We start from the raw sequence: 18,158 nt of genomic DNA, 5'->3' as shown, positions 1-18,158 counted from the left end.
CCATGGGAATTTCGCTCAACACGTCCTCGGACGACGACCTGCCCGAAACCAGCGACATCAACGTCACGCCGTTCATCGACGTGATCCTGGTGCTGCTGATCATCTTCATGGTGGCGGCGCCGCTTTCCACCGTGGACGCCCCCGTGGACCTGCCCGTGTCGACCGCCAAGCCGCAGCCCCGGCCGGACAAGCCCGTCTACGTCACGCTGAAGGCCGACCTCTCGCTGCTCATCGGCGACGAGAAGGTGGACGGCGCTGGGCTGGCCTGGGCGCTCGACACCGCGACGCGGGTGGATCGCGAGCAGCGCATCTTCGTGCGGGCCGACCAGGCCGTGCCCTATGGCGAGCTGACCCAGCTGATGAATCGGCTGCGCGGCGCAGGCTATCTCAAGGTCGCGCTGGTGGCGCTGGAAGGCGGGCCGGGGCCGGCCACGCCCGGCCCGGTCGCGCCCGCAGTGGCTTCGCCATGACGGGGGCTCGATCCTTTACCCAGCGGCTGCGCTGGAGCGTGGCCGCCCTGCTGGCGCTCTGCCTCCATGCCGGCGCGGCCGGGCTCGCACTGGTGAGCGCGCCGCCGCCGGCCGACTCCGTCGAGGACGTCGGCGCGCCGCTCGCAATCGAGTTCGCCGAGGCGCCGGCCGCGCCCGAGGAGGCCGAGCCCGAAGCCGCTTCGGCCGCCGAAGCCCCGGAGGCGGCGCCCACGCCCGAGGTGGACCAGAAGCTTTCGGCCAAGACCGAAGCGGACCTGCCGACCGCGGCCGCCTCCCCGACCGAGACCACGCCCGACCTTCAGGCCGTGCAGGAGCAGACCCGCGACAAGCAGGAGGAGGCCGAGCGCGGCCAGACCACCGAGGCGCAGGAAGCCCGGCCGGAGCCGGCGCCCAGCGCGGCGGCCCAGCAGGCCGCCGCCGCATCGCAGATGACGCCCGTCGCCGCCGAAGCCATCACGGCGCCGGCCGAGGGCAGCGTGGCGGAGGCGGCCGCCGCGCCGGAATCCTGGCAGCGCGCTGTGCTGGCGCATCTTGGCCGGCACAAACGCTACCCGGCGGACGCCCGCTCGCGCCGGCTGGAGGGCGAGGTGGTGGTGAGCTTCCGGGTGGACCACGGCGGCAAGGTTGCGGAGGCGAGCCTGTTCAAGGCTTCGGGCGTCGCGATCCTGGACCGGGAGGCGCTCGAGATGCTGCGCCGGGCCGAGCCCCTGCCCGCTTTGCCGGCCCGGGTCGCCGCCTCGTCGGCGACCCTGGTGGTCCCCATCCGGTATCGGTTGAAATGACCGGCCTCCGCCCCCCGCCGCTGGATCGCATTCCGTCAACGCTGAGCTGCCTCGCCGACTACGAATCGCTGGCGCGCGAAAGGCTGGACGACGGCGCCTGGGCGCATGTCGCAGGCGCGGCGGCGGACGGGCTCACGGCGCAGCGCAACCGGGAGGCTTTCGACCGGCTCACGGTGCGGCCTCGGATCCTGCGCGACGTCGCCGGCGGCGCGACGGCGGTGACGCTGCTCGGGCGGCGGCTGGCGCATCCGGTTCTGCTGGCGCCAATCGCCTACCAGCGTCTGTTTCATCCCGACGGCGAACGGGCCACCGCGATGGCGGCGGAGGCCGTGGACGCCGTAATGGTGGTGAGCACGCTGGCGAGCGAAACGCTGGAGGCGATCGCACAGGCCGGCGGGGCCGGCCAGCGCTGGTTCCAGCTCTATTGGCAGGGCGACCGGGCCGCCACGCTGGCGTTGTGCGAGCGGGCCCAAGCCGCCGGCTGCGAGGCGCTCGTCCTGACGGTGGACTCGCCCGTGACGGCGTTCCGCAACGATCTCCGGCGAGCGGGCTTTCGGCTGCCCGACGGCGTGTCTGCCGCGAACCTCCCGGATGGGCGCATGCCGCCGCCAGGCGGCGCCGGCCGCCATCCGGTGTTCGACGGCGCCATGGCGGCGGCGCCGCGGTGGGCCGACGTGGCGTGGCTGTGCGGCGCGCAGCCGCTGCCGGTGCTCGTCAAGGGCGTGCTGCACCCCGACGACGCCGCGGAGGCGGTGGCGCTGGGCTGCGCCGGCGTGGTGGTGTCCAACCATGGCGGCCGGACGCTGGACGGGACGCCCGCCAGCATCGAGGCGCTGCCGGCCGTGGCGGCGGGGGTGGCGGGCCGCGGCGCGGTTCTGCTGGACGGCGGCGTCCGGCGCGGAACCGACATCCTGAAGGCGCGGGCGCTGGGCGCCGACGCGGTGCTGATCGGCAGGCCCGCCACGATGGCGCTGGCCGCCGCCGGCGCGCTGGGCGTCGCGCATGCCGTGAAGCTGCTGGTGGAAGAGCTCGCGGTCGCGATGGCGCTGTGCGGGCTCGCATCGCTCGACGACGCCGGGCCGGAGCTCCTGGGCTGACCGGCCCCGCACGGGACCCCGGCGCGCCGAAGGCTGCGGCCGCGCCGGGTAGGCGGATGCGGCGGATTCCCTCCGACGTCGCATCCGCCGCCAAGCCGCTGCACTGTGACTGCCCTTGGGCGCGGGATTGGGCTAAGAGGGTCGCATGTGGTTGAACCAGCGCACCGTCGACGCGATCCGGATCATGGCCGCCCTCGCGGAGGCCGCGCCCGCGATCGTAAAGGCCGGGCGCCTCGCCGAGATCACGGCGATCACGCCGTTGAACGTGCAGAAGACCGCCAACATCCTCGCGCAGGTGGGCTTGGTGGAAGCCGCGCGCGGTCCTTACGGGGGCATGCGGCTCGCCCGGCCGGCGCAGTCGATCTCGGTGGGTGAGATTGCGCGAGCCTTCGAGCCCAAGGATTGCCCGGCCAATTTCCTGGCAGCCTCGGAGGTCGACGCCCGGATCTCGAAGCTGATCTTCTCGGCCCACCGGGCCTTCTTTCGGTCGCTGGAGGCGACCACGCTGGCCGACCTCGCCGGAACCGGCCTGCTCGACGCCATGGCCGAGCCGCCGCTGCTTACTTCGTCAGGATGAGCTTGTCCTTGGCGGTGATGCGCAGCGAATAGCGCTCGCCCCGGTGGACGATGACAATCTGGCGCGCGTCGCCCAGCAGCGACGCGGCGTCCAGTTCACGCATGATCTGGTTCTGGTCTGCTGAAGGGTTCTTCGCGGACCCGTCGGACGGCGCATCGATCATCGACATCAACCTCAAGCAAAGCGTCGCGCTGTGCGACCAAATTCGACGCCTTGTTTTGAGTAGTTCCAATCTCGAACGGCGCCGTTAAGCGGTTCAATACAGAGGCTTTATCGCAACCACAAGTGTTCGAAGAAAGTATATAACGGTTCTAATGTACTGGGTCGCCAGTATTGCGGAGGCAGGGAAGAGCGACCGCAGGCGCCCTCCCCCGCCCCGCGCGGGTCGTCACGCCGCCGTGGGGGCGAAGTCCAGGAAGCCGGTGACGGCGGCCAGCCGGCCGTCCGCAACCACGGCGAAATCGGTGCCGCCCGCGAGGGCGTCGGCGTCGGCGGGTCCGAGCGTCCACGAGAAGCGGACATGGTTGCCGTAGCCGTCGGCCTTGCCGGCCGGCTTGAACGCCATGCCGGGGAAGCGGTCCTGGATGGCTCCGATGAGCCCGTCGATCTCGGCGTGACCGCGCGCGGCGCCGAGCGGGTCGACATAGCTGCCGTCCGGGCTCCAGAGCGCCTCCACGAGGGAGCGTCGGCGAGAGGGGTCGCGCTCGTTCCAGGCTTCGATGTAACGGGCCGCGAGAGTGTTGTGATCGGTCATTGGTGGGGTCTCCCGTGTTGGTGACGACGCCACCCTGTCGCCGCCGCAGCGGCGCGTCGATTACCCGGCAGGTCATGGAAGCCGCGCCGGGCCGCCGCTAAGGTCACCTCATGACAATGCAAACGGCCGAGGCCGACACCCACACGTTTGGCGGGCTCCTGCGCACCTGGCGCCAAAGGCGGCGCGTCAGCCAACTCGACCTTTCGCTGGACGCCGAGATCTCGTCCCGGCACCTGAGCTTCCTGGAAACCGGCCGGGCGCGGCCAAGCCGCGACATGGTGCTGCGCCTTGCCGAGCAACTCGACCTGCCGCTGCGAGACCGCAACGCGCTGCTGCTGGCGGCCGGCTACGCGCCGGTCTACCCCGAGCGGCCGCTGGCTGACCCGCTGCTCGGCCCCGTGCGCGACCTCGTGGAGCGGGTGCTGAAGGGCCACGAGCCGCTGCCGGCGCTCGCCATCGACCGACACTGGACGCTGGTGGCCGCCAATGCGGCGGTGGCGCCGCTGCTGGCCGGCTGCGCGCCGGCGCTGCTGGAGCCGCCCGTGAACGTGCTGCGGCTGAGCCTCCATCCGGACGGCTTGAGCGGGCGCATCGTCAACCTGCCGGAGTGGCGCGAGCACCTGCTGGAGCGGCTGCGCCGGCAGGCGGCGCACAGCGGCGATCCGGCGCTGTCGACTCTGATGGCGGAGCTCATGGGCTATCCGGCGCCCGCCACCGACCGCCGGCACGCCGCAACGGAGTTGACGGAGGTCGCAATCCCGTTCCGCATCGCCACCGAAGGCAGCGTGCTCAGTTTCCTCAGCACATCGATGGTGTTCGGCACGCCGCGCGACGTCACCGTGGCGGAGCTCGCCATCGAGGCGTTCTGGCCGGCCGACGACACGACCGCGGCGGCCTTCAAGCGCTGAGGCTCAGTTCGTGGCGTGCAGTTCCACCATTCCGACGCCGTCGAGCCCGATGGCGCGGGCGGCGCCGCGCGACAGGTCGATGATGCGGCGCCCGCCAAAGGGGCCGCGATCGTTGATGCGCACCACCACGGAGCGGTTGCTGCGGGCGTTGACGACGCGGACCTTCGAGCCGAGCGGCAGGGTCCGGTGGGCCGCCGTGTAGCCGTCCGGAATGAAGCGCTCGCCGGTGGCGGTGCGGTGACCGCTTTGGTACCAGGCCGCGACGCCGCGCCCGATCATCCCCTCGGCGGCGGCATCGCTGCTGGCGAAGCTCATCGCACACAGAATGGAAACGCCGGCGGCCCTGTTCACGGCTTTTCTCCTGAGGAAGTCTGGATTTCAAACCGGTTCGGCATTGATCCGTTCCGATCGCTCATGGGCTAGGCCGAAGGGCATAAGGCGGCGCGAGGTCTCCGATGGTCGCGGCCGACCGCGCCGGCAATGCATGAAGGGCGTGCACAACCCGCGATTGTTCGGCCGAAACGACCGTGCCAGAAGTGACGCAGCGACGAAGACCGCGCCCAAGAGCGGCCGAGCGAGCGGAGACGACGATGCGGAACGACGACGAGATCTGGCGCCTGACGGACGCCAAGAGCCCGGCCTTTTTCGCGATGAGCGACCGCATCTGGGGCACGCCGGAGCTGAACTACCAGGAAACGCAGTCCGCCGCCGAGCACGCCCGCATGCTGGAGCAGGAGGGATTTCGGGTTCAAACGGCCGTTGCCGGCATCCCGACTGCGCTGATCGGCGAGGCCGGCGAAGGCGGGCCCGTGATCGCGATCCTGGGCGAGTACGACGCGCTGCCGGGGCTCAGCCAGGAGGCCGGCGTCGCCGTGGAGAAGCCGATCGAGGATGGCGGCGCCGGCCATGGCTGCGGCCACAACATGCTGGGCTCGGCCTCGCTGCTGGCCGCCACGGCGGTGAAGGACTATCTCGCCAAGAACGGCTTGAAGGGCCGCGTGCGCTACTACGGCTGCCCGGCCGAGGAAGGCGGGTCGTCCAAGGGGTTCATGGTGCGGGCCGGGCTGTTCGACGACGTCGACGTCGCGATCTGCTGGCATCCGGCCGCCTTCACGGGCGTCAACAAGCCGATCTCGCTCGCCTGCGTGGAGATCGAGTTTACCTTCCACGGCCGCGCCTCGCACGCAGCAGCGACGCCGCATCTCGGCCGCAGCGCGCTGGACGCCGTGGAGCTGATGAACATCGGCGTGAACTACATGCGCGAGCACATGCCGTCCTCGGCGCGCGTCCATTACGCCATGATCGACGGCGGCGGCATTGCGCCCAACGTCGTGCAGGCCCGCGCCACCGTGCGCCACCTCATCCGGGCGCGGACGCTGGCCGAGATGTGGGACCTCGTGCGTCGAGTCAAGGACATCGCCCAAGGCGCTGCATTAATGTCGGAAACGCGCGTCGTCGCCAAGCAGCTCTCGGGCGACGCCAACCTGGTCGGCAACCGGCCGCTCGAGGAGTGCATGCACCGCAACCTGACGCGGCTCGGCGGCCCGGGCTTCGACGAGGCCGACCGGCGCTTCGCGGCCGAGATCCAGAAGACCTTCTCCAAGGACGACATCCGCTCCTCCTATGGCCGCTTCGGGCTGAAGCCGCGCGACGGCGAGGCGCTGAGCGAGGAGATCTATCCGCTCGATTTCACGGCCGACCTTTTCGTCGGCTCCACGGACGTCGGCACCGTCAGCTGGGTGACGCCCACGGTGCAGTGCCGCGCCGCCTGCTACGCGGTGGGGACGCCCGGCCATTCCTGGCAGCTCGTCGCGCAGGGCCGCGCGCCGGCCGCCCACAAGGGGCTGGCGCTGGCCGCCAAGGCCATGGCGGGCGTGGCGCGGGACGTGCTCGCCGACCCGGCGCTGCTGAAGGCCGCGCGCGACGAGTTCGAGGCGTTCCGGCGCGAAAACCCGTTCGACAACCCGATCACGCCGGACGTCGAGCCGCCGCTCGACATGGCGGCCAAGTGAGCGGGCCCGTGAACGGCCTGCTCGACGCCGTCGCGGCCGAGGTGGATCGCGACCGGCTGATGGCGCACGTCGCCGAATTCGCCAAGCGGGTGAAGCTGTCGGGCACGCCCGAGGAGCTGGAGAGCTTCGGCTACCTGGAAAACACGATGCGGGGCTACGGCTTTCGCACCCGGCTCCTGTCGCACGACGCCTATATCAGCCTTCCGGGCGCGGCCTCGCTGGCGGTGGACGGGCGCGCCATCCGCTGCATCACGCATTCGATGTCGGATCCCACGGGCCCGGGTGGCCGTACGGCGGCGGTCGTGCATGTGGGCGAAGGCTCGGAAGCCGAGATCGCCGGCAAGGATGTCGCCGGCAAGATCGTGCTGGTGGACGGCATCGCGGTGGAGGACGTGGCCCGCTACGCCTCGGAGGCCGGGGCGATCGGCGAGATCCACATCTCGCCCACCGAGCAGACCTACGAGATGTGCATCTCGCCCGTGTGGGGCAGCCCCTCGCACCTCACGCGCGCCAAGCTGCCGCGGACGGCGGTCGTCACCGTGTCGCGCGATGACGGCGCGGCGCTGCGCCAGCGCTGCCTCGCGGGCGAGACGGTGGTGGCCACCATCACGAGCGCGGTGGACACCGGCTGGCGCAAGACGCCGTTGCTGGTGTGCGACATGGACGGGCCTGCGGGGGCGGACGCCCCCTTTGTGCTGTTCTCCGGCCACCACGACACCTGGCACTACGGCGTGATGGACAACGGCTCGGCCAACGCCACCATGCTGGAGGCCGCGCGGGTGCTGGCCGAACGCCGCGCCGACTGGCGGCGAGGCCTGCGCGTGTGCTTTTGGTCCGGCCATTCGCATGGCCGGTATTCGGGCTCGGCCTGGTACGCGGACGAGAACTGGATCGAGCTGGAGCGCTCCTGCGCGGCGCATGTGAACGTCGACTCCACCGGCGCGATCGGCGCGACGGTGCTCACCGACGCGGGCGTGATCGACGAGTTGACCGGCCTCGCCCGGGAAGCCATCGCGGCCGAGACCGGGCAGGTTCACAAGGGTGGCCGACAGGGCCGGGCCGCCGACCAGTCGTTCTGGGGCGTCGGCGTGCCGTCCATGTTCGGCAGCCTCAGCCACCAACCGCCCGGGCCGGTGAAGATGCTGGTGGCGCTCGGCTGGTGGTGGCACACGCCGGAGGATCTCGCCGACAAGATCGACCCCGACCACCTCGTGCGCGACACCCGCATCGCGCTGCGGTGCCTGTGGGCGCTGCAGGCCGACCCGGTTCTGCCGCTGGACTACACGCAAACGGCCGACGCGCTGGCGCGGGAGCTTGACGCAATCGCGGCCGGCGCCGAGGGCTTCGACATCGAGGCCCTGCGGCAGGCGACGGCGGCGCTGAAAGCCGCCGCCTCCGCGGTCAACGCGGCCGCCTTGGAGGCCGGCGACGCGCAGGCGCGCCGGCTGGACGCCGCCCTGATGCGGGCGTCACGCGCGCTGGTGCCGCTTAACTACACCAGCGGCGAGCGCTTCCGGCACGATCCCGCCATGCCGCAGCCGCCCTGGCCGTCGCTGCAGCCCCTGCGCGACCTCGCGGACGCTGACCCCGGCTCGGACGAGCGGCGCTTCCGCGAGGTCGAGGCCCGCGCGGCCCGCAACCGCGCCCTGCACGCCATCGGCCTGGCGACCGAGACGCTGACCCAAGCCCTTTCACAGAGTGGAGCCCCCCAATGACGCTCAGGACCTCGATCGCGGCCGTTCTCGCGGCCACGCTGCTCGCCGGCGCAGTTCCTGCCCTCGCCAAGGACTGGTCCAAGGTGCGCATCGGCATCGAGGGCGCGTTTCCGCCCTGGAACGCCACCACGGCGGACGGCAAGCTCGTGGGGCTGGACGTCGACCTCCTGGCCGACCTGTGCAAGCGCGCCAACGTGCAGTGCGAGCTGATCGCCAACGAGTGGACCAGCATCGTGCCGAGCCTGCAGGCGGGCAAGTTCGACATGGTGATGTCGATCGGCATCAACGAGGCGCGCAAGAAGATCATCGACTTCACGGTCCCGTACGCCAGCGGGGCGGCGGCCTTCACGCTCAGCAAGGACGGTTCGATCGCGTCGCTGCCGATGGACGGCCAGCGCCTCGACCTGAACGACAAGGACAAGGCCGCGCCCGTGATGGCCGAGATGCGCAAGCTGCTGAAGGGCAAGACGGTCGGCGTGGTGCAGTCCACCAGCCACGAGCAGCTGATCCGGGCCAATTTCGGCGACGACGTCACGGTGCGGACCTACAAGACCTCGCAGGACCGCGACCTCGACCTGAAGGCCGGCCGCATCGACATCGGCTTCGACAGCGCCGTCTATGCGGCGACGCTGCACGACAAGCCCGGCAACGAGGACATCCGCATCGCCGGACCGCTGCTGAAGGGCCCGCCGCTCGCCACCGAGGTCGCGATGGGCGTGCGCAAGGACGACGGGGACCTGCGCGTCCTCTTCGACAAGGCCATCCAGGCGGCGGCCGCCGACGGCACGATCAAGACGATCTCCACCAAGTGGAGCAAGATCGACCTGACGCCGACGCCCTGACGCATCGCGCATGAACCCTGTCGGCACGATGGATCTGCTCGGCTTCGGCCCCGGAGGATGGGGGCCGGCCATGCTGAGGGCCGCCGCGATGACGATCGCGGTGGCGCTGACGGGATTCGTGTTCGGCTCGCTGATCGGCACGCTTGGCGCCTGGGCCAAGATCGGCGGCGGCGCCCTCGCGCGCGGCGTCGCCGACGCCTACACGACCGTGCTGCGCGGCATCCCGGACCTCTTGGTAATCTACCTCTTCTATTTCGGCTCCAGCGCCGTGCTGACGCCGATCGGGCGCTTCTTCGGCGCGGAGGGCTTCGTGTCGCTGCCCGGCTTCCTGGCCGGCGCGCTGGCGATCGGGGTGGTGTCGGGGGCCTATTTCACCGAGGTGTTCCGGGGCGCCTACAACACCGTGTCGCGCGGCGAGCTCGAGGCCGCCACCGCGACCGGGATGACCCGGCTGCTGCGGTTCCGCCGCATCGTCGTGCCGCTGACGCTGCGCTTCGCGCTGCCCGGCCTCGGCAATGTCTGGCAGCAGGTGCTGAAGGAGTCGGCGCTGATCTCGGTGACGGGCCTGGTCGAGATCCTGCGCCAGTCGCAGATCGCGGCCGGCTCCACGCGCCAGCCCTTCACGTTCTTCATGGCGGCGGCCGTGCTCTACCTCGTGATCTCCACCGCGTCCGGCTGGAGCCTGTCGCGCGCCGAGGCGCATTTCACCCGCGGCCTCAGGAGGGCGTGATGGACTTCGCCTTCCTGTACGACACCCTGCTGACGCTGCTGCCCGGCGTGCCGCTTACCCTCAAGCTCGCCTTTTCGGCCGTGGCGCTCGGGGCCGTGCTGGCGCTGGGGCTTGCGATGATGCGGCTGTCGGGCCTGCGCGCGCTGGACTGGCCGGCCCGGGTCTACGTGTTCCTGTTCCGGTCGACGCCGCTCCTGGTGCAGATCTTCCTGATCTACTACGGACTCGGGCAGTTTCGCGAGGTTCGCACCAGCTGGCTCTGGCCGTTTCTGCGCGAGCCTTACTGGTGCGCCGTGCTGGCGCTGACGCTGAACACCGCCGCCTATGCGAGCGAGATCTTCCGCGGCGGGCTCCTGGCCGTGCCGCACGGACAGGTGGAGGCGGCGCGCGCCGCCGGCATGAGCCGCGGCCTGCTGTTTCGCCGCATCGTGCTGCCGGTGGCGATCCGCCAGGCGCTGCCGGCCTATGGCAGCGAGCTGATCCTGATGATCAAGGCCACCGCGCTCGCGTCCATCATCACCCTCATGGAGGTGACGGGGCTCGCCGCCAAGCTGATCGCCGAGACCTACCGGGCGATCGAGGTCTTCATCGTGGCGGGCTCGATCTACCTGGTTCTCAACTTCGTCGTGACCCGGCTCGTGCTGGCCGCCGAGCGGCGGCTGACGCCGCATCTGCGACCTGCCCCGGTCGCGATCCTGAATGATGGAGGCGCGGCGTGACCGCAGTTCCGGCCGTCCGGCTCACCGACCTGCGCAAGAGCTTCGGGCCCCTCGAGGTGCTGAAGGGCGTGTCGCTCGAAGCCCACGAGGGCGACGTGGTGTCGATCCTGGGCTCGTCGGGCTCAGGCAAATCCACCATGCTGCGCTGCATCAACATGCTGGCGACGCCCGACGGCGGCGAGGTCGCGATCCGCGGCGAAGTGATCGGGCTGACGCCGACGCGCCACGGCATGCGGCCGGCCGACCGGCTGCAGGTGGACCGGATGCGCTCGCAGATCGGCATGGTGTTCCAGAGCTTCAATCTCTGGTCGCACATGACCGTGCTGGAGAACGTGATCGAGGCGCCCATCCACGTGCAGAAGCGGCCGCGCGCCGAGGCGGTCGCCGAGGCCGAGGCGATCCTCGCCAAGGTGGGCATCGCGGACAAGCGCAACCACTATCCGGCGCATCTCTCCGGCGGGCAGCAGCAACGCGCCGCCATCGCGCGAGCCTTGGCGCAGCGGCCCAAGGTGATGCTGTTCGACGAGCCGACATCGGCGCTGGACCCCGAGCTCGTCGGCGAGGTGCTGCGCGTGATGCGGTCGCTCGCCGAGGAAGGCCGCACCATGCTGGTGGTGACGCACGAGATGGGCTTCGCCCGCGACGTCTCCAACAAGGTCGTCTTCCTGCACAAGGGCGTCGTGGAAGCGCAGGGCGCGCCCGGCGAGGTCTTCACCAACTCCACATCCGAGCGCTTTCGCCAGTTCCTGGCGGGCTGATCGCTCCAAAACGACAACAGGGGAACAGGATCATGCAACTGAAGATTATCGCCGCCATGGCGCTCGTGGGCGCCGCCATCGTGGCGGGCCCGGCCGCCGCGCAGCAGCAGAAGGTGCGCTTCGCCACCGAGGGCGCGTTCCGGCCGTGGAACTGGACGGAGGCCGACGGCTCGCTCGCGGGCTTCGAGATCGATCTTTACAAGGACCTCTGCAAGCGCGCCGAGCTCGACTGCACCATCCAGTCGCAGGCCTTCGAGGGCGCCATCCCGGCCCTCAACGCCGGCAAGTACGACGCCATCATCTCGGGCATGTCGGCGACGCCGAAGCGCGAGGAAGTGGTGCTGTTCACGATCCCTTACGGCTCGACCGGCCAGAGCTTCGGCGTTTCGAAAGTCGGAACGCTGAAGGAATTGCCCGACACGGGCCAGCTCTTCCCGCTCTCCACGCCCGCCAACGAGGCCGCCGCCCAGGCCGAGATCGACAAGCTGAAGCCCGTCCTCAAGGGCAAGGTGATGGGCGTGCAGACCGCCTCCATCGCGGCGTCCTTTGTGGACAAGTACCTGAAGGGCGTGGTCGAGGTGCGCGAGTACAAGACCACCGAGCAGCACGATCTGGACCTCGCGGCCGGCCGCGTCGACCTGATCATGGCCTCCATGGCGTACCTCACCACGGCGGCCTCCAAGCAGGGCAACGAGGACATGGCCATCACGGGCCCGCGCTTCCAGGGCGGCGTGCTCGGGCGCGGCAGCTCCATCGGGCTGCGTAAGGGCGACGAGGTCCTGAAGGCCAAGCTCGACAAGGCCATCATGGCGGCCAATGCCGACGGCACGATCGAGAAGCTGAGCCAGAAATATTTCGGCTACGACGTCTCGGTGAAGTGAGCCGCGACGCGCGGGACTTGCGCGGTTCCGCGCCCGGCGCTGGCCGGCCTCAGGGGCGCTTCCTGATCAGGACGACGGCTTCTTGATCAGGAAGAAGGCTTCTTGATCAGGAAGACTTGCGGCACGAAGGGCCGCTGCGCCTCTTCGGCGAGGTAGTTCTCGGCGCGCTCCTCGTCGTCGGCGTCGTCGGGCGCGAGGGCGTGCGCTTTCGGTCGCGCGGCGTCGGGCGCGGGGCCGCCGTCGTCCGGCATGCGCACCTTGAACTTGCGGCGGCGGCCCGATCCGCCCGGCCCATTCCTGCTCATGGCGGGGTTATTCCCAAAGGCGCAGGGCCTTGTCCATCATTTCCGTTGTGACGCGCGAGCCAGGTTGTAGCCTGCACGCGCAGGAGAGTTCCCGATGACCAAGCCGACGATGCTGTGGGGCGGCCGGTTCCGCAGCCCGCCATCCCCGGACCTGATGCGCCTGTCGCGCGCCGATTCCAGCTTCTTCCGGCTGACGGCGTATGATGTGGAGGCTTCGCGGGCGCATGCGCGCGAGCTGGAGCGCGCCGGCCTGCTCACGGGCGCCGAGTGCGCGGCCATCACGGACGCGCTGGGCGCGATCGCGCGCGACTTTCACGCGGGCGCGCTCGAACCCGCGCCCACGGACGAGGACGTGCACACCTTCGTGGAGCGCGCGCTGGTGGCGCGACTGGGCCCGCTCGGCGGCAAGCTCAGGGCCGGGCGCTCGCGCAACGACCAGGCCGCCAACGACCTGAAGTTGTATTTGCGGGATGGCGCCCGTCACTTGGCGGCGGCGCTGCTGGGGCTGCAGGACGCGCTCGTGGGGCAGGCCGAGCGGCATGTCGAGACGGTGGCGCCTGGGTTCACGCACCTGCAGCCGGCGCAGCCGGTGACGTTCGCGCACCAGCTGCTGGCTCACGCGCAGACCATCCTGCGCGACGTCGACCGGTTGCGCGACTGGGACCGCCGGCACGCCACGTCGCCGCTGGGCGCGGCCGCGCTGGCGGGCTCGGCCATCGCGCTGCGGGCGGACCTGTCGGCCGCCGAGCTCGGCTATGACGGGCCGTGCGAGAACTCCATCGACGCGGTGGGCAGCCGCGACCACGTGGCCGAGTTCGTGTTCGTAGCCGCGATGGCGAACGTCCACCTGTCCCGGCTGGCCGAGGAGATCTTCCTGTGGTCGTCGCGGCAGTTCGGCTGGGTCGAGCTGCACGATTCCTACGCCACCGGTTCGTCGATCATGCCGCAGAAGAAGAACGCCGACATCGCCGAGCTGACGCGGGGCCGCGCGGCGAGGCTGATCGGCGATCTCTCGACCACGCTGACCATGCTGAAGGCCCTGCCCTTCGCGTATAACCGCGACCTCGTGGAGGACAAGCGCGCCGCCTTCGATGCGCTGGACTCACTGCTGGTGGTGCTGCCCGCGCTGGCGGGTCTCGTCGCCACCATGACGGTGCGCACCGATCGCCTCGCCGCGCAGGCGACGGACGGCTTCACGCTGGCGACCGAGGTGGCCGACTGGCTGTCGCGCCGGGGAGTGCCCTTCGCGGAGGCGCACGAGATCACGGGCGCGCTGGTGCAGTTCTGCGAACACAAGGGCGTCGGCCTGCAGGACCTCTCGGCCGAGGACTTCGCCGCCGTGGACCCGCGACTCGAAGCGTCGCTCGCCGACGTGCTCACGCCGGAGGCCGCCGTGGCGGCGCGATCAGGGCCGGGCGGCACGGCGCCGGAACGGGTGCGCGAGCAGCTGGACCGGCTCAGGGTCCGGCTCGATGAGCAGCGCGCCTGGAGCGTGGCCTATGAGGGGCCGCGCTATCTCGATCCTCGCGAGGCGCCATGACGGCCCCTGCCCTGTCCGGCCCTGGCGCCGCCAATCCGTATGAGATCGCGCATCTCACCCATGTGCGGCCCAAGCATTATGGCCGCTGGTTGGCGGCCGCTGTAGTGCTGGTCGCTTTCGCGGCTATTCTCCGCGCCTTTGCACAGGGGCAGATCGCCTGGCCGGTGGTGGGGCAGTTCCTGACCGCGCCCGCGATCCTGAGCGGGCTCGTGAACACGGTCGCGATGACGGTCTGGGCCATGGCGCTCGGCATCGCGCTCGGCGTGCTGTTCGCCGTGATGGTGATGTCGCCCAACCCGGTGCTGAGGGGGCTGGCCCAGTTCTACATCTGGTTCTTCCGCGGCACGCCGTTGCTGCTGCAGCTGCTGCTGTGGTTCAACCTCGCGCTGGTGTTTCCGCGCATCGGCATCCCGGGCCTGCTGGACTGGCGAACCGTGGATGTCATGACGCCCTTCGTGGCGACGCTGCTCGGGCTCGGGATCAACCAGGGGGCCTACACGGCCGAGGTGGTGCGCGGCGGCATCCTGTCGGTCGACCCCGGACAGACCGAAGCCGCGAAGACGATCGGGATGACCAGGCTCACCACCCTGCGCCGGATCGTGCTGCCGCAGGCCATGCGGGTGATCATCCCGCCGATCGGCAATGAGGTGATCAGCATGGTGAAGCTGACCTCGGTGGCGAGCGTGATCCAGTATGCCGAGATCCTGCGCAACGCGCAGACGATCTACTTCGCCAATGCACGCGTGATCGAGCTCCTGATCGTGGCCGCCATCTGGTATCTCGCGGTGGTGACGGTGCTGAGCATCGGCCAGTTTTTTCTGGAGAAGCGCTATGCGCGCGGCGGCGTCACGCGGGCGCGGCCGGCCAGCAATCGGAGCGCCTCCGCATGACGCCGATGATTGTCGCGCTCGACGTCAGCAAGCACTTCGGACCACTCAAGGCGCTGGACGGCGTCTCGCTGGAGGTCGCCCGGGGCGAGGTGGTGTGCATCATCGGGCCGTCCGGCTCGGGCAAGAGCACCTTCCTGCGCTGCCTCAACCAGCTGGAGCGCATCGACGGCGGCGCGATCTGGGTGAACGGCGAGCTGATCGGCTATCGCCGCGAGGGCGACCGCCTCCATCCGCTCAGCGACCGCGAGATCGCGCGCCAGCGGCTGGCGAGCGGCATGGTGTTCCAGCGGTTCAACCTGTTCGGGCACATGACGGTGCTGCAGAACATCATCGAAGGGCCCGTGACGGTGCTGCGCCGGCCCAGGGCCGAGGCGATCGCGGACGCGATGGCGTTGCTGGAGCAGGTGGGGCTGTCCGACAAGCGCGACAGCTACCCGGCCGAGCTCTCGGGCGGCCAGCAGCAGCGCATCGCGATCGCGCGGGCGCTGGCGATGAAGCCCGAGCTCCTCCTGTTCGACGAGCCGACCTCGGCGCTGGACCCGGAGCTCGTCGGCGACGTGCTGGCGGTAATGCGCGACCTCGCCAAGGGCGGCATGACGATGATCGTGGTGACGCACGAGCTCGGCTTCGCCCGCGAGGTCGCCAACCGCGTCGTGTTCATGGACAACGGCCGCGTTGTCGAGCAGGGCCCGCCCGGCACACTGCTCTCCACCCCCACGCACGCCCGGACGCGCGAGTTCATCGCCGCCGTGCTGCCCTGATCCCAACCGCCATACCAAACCGGAGACACCGCATGAAACCGATCGCCACCCTCGCCTTGGCCGCCACGGCGCTTCTGCTCGCCGCCCCCGCCAGCGCCCAGACCGCGCCGCCGCGCATCAAGGAGGCCGGGAAGCTGATCATCGCGACCTTCCCGAACTACGCGCCGATCACCTACAAGGACCCGGCCACCAACACGCTGACGGGCTTCGACATCGACCTCGGCGAAGCCATCGCCAAGACGATGGGCGTGAAGGCCGAGTGGCAGGAGATCGCCTTCGCGCAGATGCTGCCGTCGCTGCAGACGGGCCGCGTCGACATGGTGATGGCCGGCATGAGCGACCTGCCGACCCGCCGCGAGGTCGCGGACTTCGTCGACTACATGTCGTCGGGCGCGCAGTTCTACACGATCACGGCGCTGGCCGGCGAGATCAAGACGCCCGAGGACCTGTGCGGCAAGACCGTGGGGGCGAGCCGCTCCACCAACTGGCCGCAGCAGATCGCCGACTGGAGCAAGGCGAACTGCGAGGGCAAGGGCAAGCCGGCCATGAACGTGGTGGGCACCGAAGGCTCGGTGGATGCGCGCACGCAGCTGAAGACGCAGCGCCTGCAGGCGGCCGTGCAGGGCAACGAGACCCTGCCGTGGTTCCAGAAGCTGGAGCCCAACACCTATGTGCCGCTCGGCAAGGCCTTCACGCTGTCGCTGGTCGGCATCCCTTTCACCAAGGCCGAGAGCGCCTTGCGCGATTCCGTGAAGACGGCGCTGGAGAAGCTACAGGCCGACGGGACCTATGACGCGCTGCTGGCGAAGTACGGCCTGCAGGACAACGCGCTGAAGCCGGTGTCGCTCAACAAGGGCGAGTGAGCCTGGCCGAACAGACTTCGGCTCGCCTCTCTCTCTCCGTCATGGCCGGGCTTGCCCCGGCCATCCACGTGGGAGCCCGGCGCGTGGAGCCCCGGGTCAAGCCCGGGGATGACGGTGGAGGGGATGGCGGAATAAGTGGGCCTCGCTGCATAGGGCTGCGAGGCTGACTCGCGTTCGAGCTTCCCCGCTCAGGCGTTGGCAAAGCGGCTCAACAAGGGCGAGAGAGGCTGGCCGAAAGGGCTTCGGCCTGCCTCTCTCTCTCTCTCCGTCATGGCCGGGCTTGACCCGGCCATCCACGCGGGAGCCCGGCGCGTGGATCCCCGGGTCAAGCCCGGGGATGACGGTGGAGGGGATGGCGGAATAAGTGGGAAGCGCCGAAGGGGCCGCCAGGTCGTCGCGCCTTCAAGCTGCGCGCTCAGGCGTTGGCGAACCGCCCGATCGAGAGGCGGCTAATGTCGACGCTTGGCGCGCCAGTCCTGACGATGTCGGCGACCGCCTCGCCCACCGCCGGCCCCAGCTGGAAGCCGTGCTGCGAGAAGCCGAAGGCGTGGACCAGGCCGGGCGTCGTGAGGCTCGGCCCGAGGCAGGGCAGATGGTCGGGCATGTCGCCCTCCACGCCCGCCCAGGCGCGCAGCACCTGCGCGTTGGCGAGCCGCGGCGCGGCGCGCACCGCGCGGGCCAGCACGGCGGCGCAGATCTCGGCGAGCGGCCGGGCGCGGCCGGCTTCCATGTCGACCGCCGACTCACCGCCGCCGATCACCACGGATCCCTGCCGCGTCTGACGCAGCGCGACGCCGCCGCCGCAGATGCCGACAGCACGATCCATGAAGGCTGGCAGCGGCTCAGTCACCATGGCGGTTGGGGCGATGGGCTCCAGCGGGACGGGCTCGCCAAATTGCGCCGCGACCGCCGCTCCCCAGGCGCCGGCTGCGTTCACCAGCCAGCGGGAGCGAACCGGAGCGCCCTCCCCGGCCGTGACCACGAATGCGTCCCCGTCGCGCGCGATGGCGGTCACGGCGGACTGCTCGCGCATCTCGGCGCCGAGGCGGCCCGCGGCCTGGGCGAAGGAGGGCGCGACCAGGCGCGGATTGGCGTGGCCGTCGTCGGCGCACAGCGACGCGCCGACCACCTCGGGGCCGAGCCACGGGTGGCGCTCGCGCACCGCGTTGGCGCCCATCAGCTCCAGGACGAGGCCGTGCTCGCGCGCCTCGACGGCATAGCGCTCCAGGAAGTCCATGTCGGCCGGCGAGTAAGCGAGCTTGAGGTGGCCGGAGGGCGTGAACTCGCCGTCGGTTCCGACCAGCTCGGGCAGCCGGTCCCAGAGTTCGCGGGCGCGCCGGGACAGCGGCATCTCGGCCATGTGCCGGCCCTGGCTCCGCACGCCGCCGAAGTTGACGCCGCTCGCGCCGGCGCCGAACGCGCCCTTCTCGAACAGCGCGACCGACACGCCCCGGGATGCGAGGTGGAAGGCCGCGCAGCACCCCGCGATGCCGCCGCCCACGATCGCAACGTCGACCGTGCGGCCGGGCATCG

At 70.5% G+C, this 18,158-nt stretch carries 21 protein-coding genes; 16 read left to right on the top strand and 5 right to left on the bottom strand.

What is annotated here, in order from left to right:
- Positions 1-2 precede the first annotated feature (2 nt).
- The 4 genes from exbD to IEV99_RS08630 all read left to right on the top strand — a co-directional run bounded on the left by exbD (position 3) and on the right by IEV99_RS08630 (position 2,947).
- Positions 3-470 carry a TonB system transport protein ExbD gene (gene exbD / locus IEV99_RS08645; RefSeq protein ID WP_188517250.1) on the top strand — a complete coding sequence of 156 codons (468 nt, stop codon included), beginning with the start codon at positions 3-5 and terminating at the stop codon, positions 468-470.
- Positions 467-1,273 carry an energy transducer TonB gene (locus tag IEV99_RS08640; protein ID WP_188517249.1) on the top strand — a complete coding sequence of 269 codons (807 nt, stop codon included), beginning with the start codon at positions 467-469 and terminating at the stop codon, positions 1,271-1,273. Before exbD ends, IEV99_RS08640 begins: the two co-directional genes overlap by 4 nt.
- Positions 1,270-2,370: an alpha-hydroxy acid oxidase gene (locus tag IEV99_RS08635; RefSeq protein WP_188517248.1), complete on the top strand. Its 1,101-nt coding sequence runs from the start codon at positions 1,270-1,272 to the stop codon at positions 2,368-2,370. Before IEV99_RS08640 ends, IEV99_RS08635 begins: the two co-directional genes overlap by 4 nt.
- Positions 2,371-2,515: 145 nt before the next feature.
- Entirely contained in the window at positions 2,516-2,947 is a 432-nt protein-coding gene (locus IEV99_RS08630) for an Rrf2 family transcriptional regulator (protein WP_188517247.1), read from the top strand.
- Here the strand turns inward: IEV99_RS08630 and hemP are convergent.
- Together hemP and IEV99_RS08620 are read right to left on the bottom strand one after the other, a co-directional pair.
- Positions 2,931-3,116 (bottom strand): hemin uptake protein HemP, encoded by a 186-nt coding sequence (hemP, locus tag IEV99_RS08625; RefSeq protein ID WP_244643687.1) that lies wholly within the window; start codon positions 3,114-3,116, stop codon positions 2,931-2,933. The genes IEV99_RS08630 and hemP overlap by 17 nt on opposite strands.
- Positions 3,117-3,335: 219 nt before the next feature.
- A complete protein-coding gene (locus tag IEV99_RS08620; protein WP_188517246.1) occupies positions 3,336-3,701 on the bottom strand; it encodes a nuclear transport factor 2 family protein in 366 nt (121 codons plus the stop codon).
- A 110-nt stretch (positions 3,702-3,811) separates the two neighbouring features.
- On the opposite strand from IEV99_RS08620, the gene IEV99_RS08615 reads away from it, so the two are divergent.
- On the top strand, positions 3,812-4,609 hold the full coding sequence (locus IEV99_RS08615) for a helix-turn-helix domain-containing protein (RefSeq protein WP_244643685.1): 798 nt from the start codon (positions 3,812-3,814) through the stop codon (positions 4,607-4,609).
- Between the two features lie 3 nt (positions 4,610-4,612).
- Here IEV99_RS08615 and IEV99_RS08610 read toward each other — a convergent pair whose 3' ends face one another.
- Complete coding sequence (locus IEV99_RS08610; RefSeq protein ID WP_188517709.1) at positions 4,613-4,924, bottom strand: septal ring lytic transglycosylase RlpA family protein; 312 nt, start codon at positions 4,922-4,924, stop codon at positions 4,613-4,615.
- A gap of 275 nt (positions 4,925-5,199) precedes the next feature.
- Here IEV99_RS08610 and IEV99_RS08605 point away from each other — a divergent pair, with 275 nt between their 5' ends.
- From IEV99_RS08605 to IEV99_RS08575, 7 genes are read left to right on the top strand one after another with little or no spacing between them, the layout of a single operon-like run.
- Positions 5,200-6,621, top strand: a complete 1,422-nt coding sequence (locus tag IEV99_RS08605) for a M20 family metallopeptidase (protein ID WP_188517245.1) — start codon at positions 5,200-5,202, stop codon at positions 6,619-6,621.
- Between the two features lie 8 nt (positions 6,622-6,629).
- Positions 6,630-8,336: a M28 family peptidase gene (locus tag IEV99_RS08600; RefSeq protein WP_244643683.1), complete on the top strand. Its 1,707-nt coding sequence runs from the start codon at positions 6,630-6,632 to the stop codon at positions 8,334-8,336.
- The gene (locus IEV99_RS08595; RefSeq protein WP_188517244.1) at positions 8,333-9,178 is read left to right on the top strand and encodes a transporter substrate-binding domain-containing protein; all 846 of its coding nucleotides are present in this window, start codon (positions 8,333-8,335) and stop codon (positions 9,176-9,178) included. The genes IEV99_RS08600 and IEV99_RS08595 overlap by 4 nt, the downstream gene beginning before the upstream one ends.
- 10 nt (positions 9,179-9,188) lie before the next feature.
- Positions 9,189-9,908 (top strand): ABC transporter permease, encoded by a 720-nt coding sequence (locus IEV99_RS08590; RefSeq protein ID WP_188517243.1) that lies wholly within the window; start codon positions 9,189-9,191, stop codon positions 9,906-9,908.
- Positions 9,908-10,627 (top strand): ABC transporter permease, encoded by a 720-nt coding sequence (locus tag IEV99_RS08585; RefSeq protein WP_188517242.1) that lies wholly within the window; start codon positions 9,908-9,910, stop codon positions 10,625-10,627. The genes IEV99_RS08590 and IEV99_RS08585 overlap by 1 nt, the downstream gene beginning before the upstream one ends.
- A complete protein-coding gene (locus IEV99_RS08580; RefSeq protein ID WP_188517241.1) occupies positions 10,624-11,385 on the top strand; it encodes an ABC transporter ATP-binding protein in 762 nt (253 codons plus the stop codon). The genes IEV99_RS08585 and IEV99_RS08580 overlap by 4 nt, the downstream gene beginning before the upstream one ends.
- 32 nt (positions 11,386-11,417) lie before the next feature.
- Positions 11,418-12,266, top strand: coding sequence for a transporter substrate-binding domain-containing protein (locus IEV99_RS08575; RefSeq protein WP_188517240.1), 849 nt, complete (start codon positions 11,418-11,420; stop codon positions 12,264-12,266).
- 86 nt (positions 12,267-12,352) lie between these two features.
- On the opposite strand, the gene IEV99_RS08570 is transcribed toward IEV99_RS08575, so the two are convergent.
- The gene (locus IEV99_RS08570; protein WP_188517239.1) at positions 12,353-12,571 is read right to left on the bottom strand and encodes a hypothetical protein; all 219 of its coding nucleotides are present in this window, start codon (positions 12,569-12,571) and stop codon (positions 12,353-12,355) included.
- Between the two features lie 94 nt (positions 12,572-12,665).
- Between IEV99_RS08570 and argH the strand changes: the two genes are divergently transcribed.
- The 4 genes from argH to IEV99_RS08550 are packed head-to-tail and all read left to right on the top strand — an operon-like array spanning position 12,666 to position 16,625.
- Complete coding sequence (gene argH, locus IEV99_RS08565; protein WP_188517238.1) at positions 12,666-14,111, top strand: argininosuccinate lyase; 1,446 nt, start codon at positions 12,666-12,668, stop codon at positions 14,109-14,111.
- Entirely contained in the window at positions 14,108-15,001 is an 894-nt protein-coding gene (locus tag IEV99_RS08560; RefSeq protein ID WP_188517237.1) for an amino acid ABC transporter permease, read from the top strand. Before argH ends, IEV99_RS08560 begins: the two co-directional genes overlap by 4 nt.
- Positions 14,998-15,762: an amino acid ABC transporter ATP-binding protein gene (locus IEV99_RS08555; protein ID WP_280514638.1), complete on the top strand. Its 765-nt coding sequence runs from the start codon at positions 14,998-15,000 to the stop codon at positions 15,760-15,762. The genes IEV99_RS08560 and IEV99_RS08555 overlap by 4 nt, the downstream gene beginning before the upstream one ends.
- A 32-nt stretch (positions 15,763-15,794) precedes the next feature.
- Positions 15,795-16,625, top strand: a complete 831-nt coding sequence (locus tag IEV99_RS08550) for an ABC transporter substrate-binding protein (RefSeq protein ID WP_188517236.1) — start codon at positions 15,795-15,797, stop codon at positions 16,623-16,625.
- 415 nt (positions 16,626-17,040) lie between these two features.
- On the opposite strand, the gene IEV99_RS08545 is transcribed toward IEV99_RS08550, so the two are convergent.
- Positions 17,041-18,156, bottom strand: coding sequence for an NAD(P)/FAD-dependent oxidoreductase (locus IEV99_RS08545; RefSeq protein WP_188517235.1), 1,116 nt, complete (start codon positions 18,154-18,156; stop codon positions 17,041-17,043).
- Positions 18,157-18,158: the final 2 nt, after the last annotated feature.

This window comes from Alsobacter metallidurans (genome assembly GCF_014636935.1).
GTDB lineage: Bacteria > Pseudomonadota > Alphaproteobacteria > Rhizobiales > Beijerinckiaceae > Alsobacter > Alsobacter metallidurans.
Note: the sequence above shows the minus strand (reverse complement) of the source record. Positions and strands in the feature narration are given on the sequence as shown.